6 protein-coding genes are annotated in these 4,670 nt (G+C 68.6%); 3 read left to right on the top strand and 3 right to left on the bottom strand.

Annotated features, from left to right (window positions below; translation table 11 throughout):
- The 3 genes from P3H78_RS32730 to P3H78_RS32740 form a co-directional block, all read right to left on the bottom strand.
- The coding region (locus P3H78_RS32730) for an MAB_1171c family putative transporter (protein WP_313884442.1) at positions 1-730 on the bottom strand (730 nt) is incomplete at its 3' end.
- Between the two features lie 14 nt (positions 731-744).
- Complete coding sequence (locus P3H78_RS32735) at positions 745-1,173, bottom strand: hypothetical protein (RefSeq protein WP_276112819.1); 429 nt, start codon at positions 1,171-1,173, stop codon at positions 745-747.
- 171 nt (positions 1,174-1,344) lie between these two features.
- The gene (locus tag P3H78_RS32740; protein ID WP_276112820.1) at positions 1,345-1,845 is read right to left on the bottom strand and encodes a hypothetical protein; all 501 of its coding nucleotides are present in this window, start codon (positions 1,843-1,845) and stop codon (positions 1,345-1,347) included.
- A gap of 277 nt (positions 1,846-2,122) precedes the next feature.
- On the opposite strand from P3H78_RS32740, the gene P3H78_RS32745 reads away from it, so the two are divergent.
- From P3H78_RS32745 to P3H78_RS32755, 3 genes are all read left to right on the top strand, one after another.
- The gene (locus tag P3H78_RS32745) at positions 2,123-2,785 is read left to right on the top strand and encodes an ImmA/IrrE family metallo-endopeptidase (protein WP_276112821.1); all 663 of its coding nucleotides are present in this window, start codon (positions 2,123-2,125) and stop codon (positions 2,783-2,785) included.
- Positions 2,778-4,052 carry a DUF6545 domain-containing protein gene (locus P3H78_RS32750; RefSeq protein ID WP_276112822.1) on the top strand — a complete coding sequence of 425 codons (1,275 nt, stop codon included), beginning with the start codon at positions 2,778-2,780 and terminating at the stop codon, positions 4,050-4,052. The genes P3H78_RS32745 and P3H78_RS32750 overlap by 8 nt, the downstream gene beginning before the upstream one ends.
- Positions 4,053-4,141: 89 nt before the next feature.
- The coding region (locus tag P3H78_RS32755) for an FAD-dependent oxidoreductase (protein WP_369015731.1) at positions 4,142-4,670 on the top strand (529 nt) is incomplete at its 3' end.

Here is a 4,670-nt window from a genome sequence, read left to right on the forward strand (position 1 = left end):
GGGGGGCCGGGCGCAGGGCGAGCGTCGGCAGACAGTACCCGATCTGGGTGAGGGTGGCGCCGCTGTCGCCGCAGAGCCAGGCGTAGGGGTCGAGGCCCTTCACGCTGAAGCCGAGCATGCCGCCGAACACGCCGGCTATGCGGATCCCGCTGTAGCCGAGGGTGATCGTCGCGCCGATCGCGACGAGCCGCAGGCCGGTGGAGATGGAGCGGTTCGACGTGGCGCGGGCGTACTTCCAGCAGGAGAGGGCGAGGTACACCTCGGCGATGGTGTAGGCCACCATGTAGAGCAGCAGGTAGGCCTGGAAGAACGGGTCGTGGGCGTAGTAGAGCGAGAAGTCTGTAGGGCGCTGCGCGGTGGGGGTCAGCAGGGCGAAGAGCACGGCCATCGCGGCGATGACGACACCGGCCGCGATGAGCAGGTGCCGGGTGCGTCGGCGGGCGGCTTCGACGGGCCTGGACCAGTGGGCCAGGACGCTGGCCTGAAGCGCCAGGACCAGGACCACGCAGCTCTGGGCGATCGGAACGGCCACGTTCGTGATGCCGAAGAAGCCGTCGATGCGTACCCAGACCCAGGTGATCGACGTGACGTAGCTGAGCGCCGAGAAGCCGTAGGTGAAGGCCAGGGCCACCAGGGCGGGATTGCGCCGGTCCTTGCGAAGGTCGCGGAGCAAGAGAAGGAACCCGGTGCCGGCTATGGCCAGGCACAGCGGGTGGAGTATGTCTTTCACGATCTTCGTTCCGGTCAGCGCAGCAGGGTGCGGGCGATGGGGTCGTCGGCCTTCGCCGCGCGGGCGGCCGCGGCTCGGGATTTGCGGACGTGCTCCTGAAGGAGGGAGCCGATCATCTCGGCTTCGTACTCGTCCGGCTCGGTGAAGCGGGTGCGGCCGAGGACCAGCTGGGCGGTGGCAGGGTCGATGTCCGTGATGAGGCCGCCGAGGCTTGAGACGTCCAGGGACTTCTTCGAGGCCCGGTGCTTGAGCATGTGCGCGAACTCGTGGCCGGCGACGACCTCCGTGTACGCCGGGCTGACTCCCTCATCGTAGAAGAGGTAGTCCGCCGTGGCGGTGGCCAGCCAGGCGCCACACGCCGCGACCGGCTCCAGGGAGTCGGGGTCCGAGAGATCCGGCGTGAACGGCATGAGCCGGATCTCGCGGCCGGTGAGCTGCTCCATGAACGGCACCAAGTCGAGGACACTGTCTACGGCTGGCAGTCCCAGGCCCTCGACAAAGGCCCGGCTGCGGCGTTCGATTTCCGTAGCCTTGTCCACGGGTCGGCGCGCACGACGGGCATGCCACATGGGTGCTCCTTTCGAAAGCCCCTGGAGCCGAAGCGTAGTAGCAGTTCAGGAAAGATCTTCGTCCGGGGCGGGAGGCAGACCTTCTTGCTCCCGTACGGCCTCGATCTTCTTCATCACCTCGTTGAGGCTCTGCGGGGAAAGCCCGATCGCACGAAGTGCGACCTGTTTCACGCCTGCCTGACTTAGCTCACGCAACAGCTCGAACTGATCAGTAACCCTACGGGTTGTCTCGTCCTCGACGAAGAACGCGGCTTTGACACCGAAGAACCTCGCGAACAGCGGGACGAGTTTCAGGGTGGGCCCCTTGGCGCCTCTTCGGAGTTGCCCGATGTACGAGCCTGTGATGCTCGCCTCGCCGTACGAAGTGATCGTCCGGGCGACGTGCGCGTTGCTGTACTCGTCCGCCCCTGGCGACCTCACCCGGTCGAACAGGTAGTTCAGACGCTCGGCGAAGCTGGCACCAGGGCCGGGAACCGGAACCGGAACCGGAACCGGGGGCGCCGGGTCTGGCGACTCGTTCTCCGCCGTCTCGTCTGCTGGGGCCACGATGCACGCTGCTCTCTCTCGGAAGTGGCTAAACTATAGTTGACGCAAGGATGGCAGGCGGTTAGGTTCACCTGGCAAGAAGCTGGCGGCCTGGACTCGAGGCGGCGCCTGCATAAATGAACTTTAAGGGCACCCCGTGACGCGCATACGGTGTGCCGAGCCGGATCGGCCCGACCCTGGGCTCGCCGGGCACTCCCGCCCAATCTGTTTCGCGGCGTGGAGGCGTTCCCGAGGCGAACTAGGGCCGGGGTGAGGAGGACAGGGCGAGGAGGACGGGGTGAAGACGTGCGGCCATCAGCCTGCGGGCTGCAGGGGCGGGGAGGTCGCCGACGACCGGCCCGACGAGGGTGTCAGTGACATCAGACCCCACCTCACAGCCGCGCTCGCCCGCCGTGTCACCCGCTGGTGGCGGGACCTTCTCGACGGCCTGACGATCTACCGTGAGATCCGCCGGACGGCACGCGCCATCCGCAGGGACGTCGGCCTGTCGGGCGTGTACAGCCTCGACGACGTCATCGCATTCGTCTCCGCCCGGCGCGGACGGCCCATCTTCGTGCGCTTCGAGCCGTTGCCGGTGACCGCGGCCTGCAGATCCAGCGCCGACCATGACGTGATCGTCGTCGACTCCAACGCCAGCGAGCTCCTCCAACTGCTCGCGACCCTGCACGAGTTGGGGCACCTTCTGTACGACGCCCCACGCACCGCATGTCAGCGTTCCGATGAGGCTCACGAGCCGATGGCGCAGGAGCTCGCCCGCCAGCTGTTCCCCGGGCTGAAGTCCGCCGAGGTGACCAGCTTCTTCCGGCGCTCGCGCTACGACAGCAAGCAGGAACGACGCGTGGAGATCTTCGCCACCGTGATGATCGAGCGCCACCTGCTGCTGAGGGAGAACGCGGACTTCGACTCCTCCACCCTGACCCACAGGAGAGCCGGTGTCTGACCCGACGACCGCCGTCTACCTGCTGATGACGGTCATCTTCCTGTTCATCGCCGGCTGGAAGACACTGGCCTTTCTCCGCGGCCCCACCGTCACCCTCGCGCTCATAGCGACAGCCTTCTTCGTCGGCGGCGTCGTCTACGCGATAGCCTCCCCAGCCGGGTACCGGTTCCTCGGCGAGGAGTTCGGCCAGCCCCGGATCGCCACCCTGCCGATCTACATCGGCATCCTGGCCTGCTACGCCGACACCCACATCCTCACGCTGCTGTGGACGCCCGCCCACGACGCCCCGCGCTCGAAGGTACGGCGCACCGTCACGCTCTGGACCACCGCCTACGGCCTGGCCATCACCGCGATGACGCTGGTGTTCCTGGGCGCCGATCTCGACGGCCCCGCAGATCCGCTGCGGTTCAACACGCAGCAGGCCGACGACCGCCACGTGCAGGTGTTCCTCATGATCCTGCTCGGCGTACTCGCCTGCGGAACCCTCAACACCTGGCAGCGCTCCCGGCGCGCTGAGAGCGCCAACCCACAGGTCCGCCATGCCCTGACGTGGTTCGGCGGCAGCATGCTCGTCACGTTCGGCTACGTCCTGTGCTCGGCCCCGGCCATCATCCTGGCAGCGTTCGGGCACCAGGAGCTCCAGACGCTCGGCGTCTTCGGCTCCTACTTCGGCATCCTGGGATGCCTGGGCACCTGCTACGGCATGACCGGCGCCGCCCTGAGCGCCTGGCTGCGCGAGCGCCGCGACTCCGCCGCCCTGCAGCCCCTGTGGAAGCTCGTCGTCGGCGACGTGGACACCGGCCTCATGTACAGCCCCACCAGCGCCAAGCCGCATCTGTGGGGCGCCGTCCGCGTGGTGCTGACCCGCCGGATCATCGAGATCCTCGATGGCATCCGGACCGTACAGCCCTGGGTCAGCGCCGACATCGTGCAGGCCGTCCACGAGCTGGAGGACGGCACCCTGCCCCCGGACGAGCTGGAGGCCGTCGTCACTGCGGCGGTACTGCGTGACGCCGCCGCGCGCTACCGGGCATCGCCCGAGGCCGCGCGGCCTGCGGGCAAGCAGCACCGGTCCGCCCCGGCCTGCCAGGCCGCGGGCGTACTGCCAGGCCGGCAAACGGCAGCCCAAGACGAACGCGCCCGCCTCGTGCGCGTCGCCCGCGCGCTGCCGCACCCGCTCGTCGACGCGGCGCTCGAGCGCGCCGCGACCACACGCGCGGCGGCCGCAGAACCATCCGTGGAGGAGCCGGCCGCCGGGCACCGATAGGGCCCGCGTCGCCGACCGGCAAGACCAGGGCCGGGGCATGACCAGTTCAGCAGTCAGGACACGAGCCGAACGGCTCGAAGGGGGAAATTGTGCGGGCAGTCGTACTCGGGGGATCGATCGCCGGACTTCTCGCGGCCCGCATCCTGCACGAACACGCCGACGAGGTCATCATCCTCGAACCGGACGGCACCTGCCCACAGCCGTCATCCGGAGCACCCCAGCGCACCCAGCTGCACGCCCTGCTGGCCAGGGGACATGATCAACTGGAGCGTTACTTCCCCGGCCTCACCCAGCAGCTCGTGGCTGACGGGGCGCGACTGGGCACCGGCGGACAGGTGCAGTTCTACGTAGACGGCAGGCTCAAGGCACCCCTCCCGCACGCACGCATGATCGGTGCGACCCGGACCTTCATCGAAGAGCACATACGCGGGCGCGTTCTCGCCCTGGACAACGTGCGACTGCTCGCCGGCCAGGCCCAGGGGCTGCGCATCCGCGCCGAGCGCGTCTACGCCGTGCCCTACCGCGACACCGACACCGGCCAGGCGGCCGAACTGCCCGCCGACTTCGTCGTCGACGCCATGGGACGCTCCAGCCGCCTGAGCCACTGGCTCGAACAGC

Origin of the sequence: Streptomyces tropicalis (assembly GCF_029269835.1) — a bacterium.
Classification (GTDB): domain Bacteria; phylum Actinomycetota; class Actinomycetes; order Streptomycetales; family Streptomycetaceae; genus Streptomyces; species Streptomyces tropicalis.

Coding starts and splice junctions, on each gene's coding strand:
- P3H78_RS32735 (WP_276112819.1), bottom strand. CDS start 1,173: ATGGAGCAGCTCACCGGCCGCGAGATCCGGCTCATGCCGTTCACGCCG.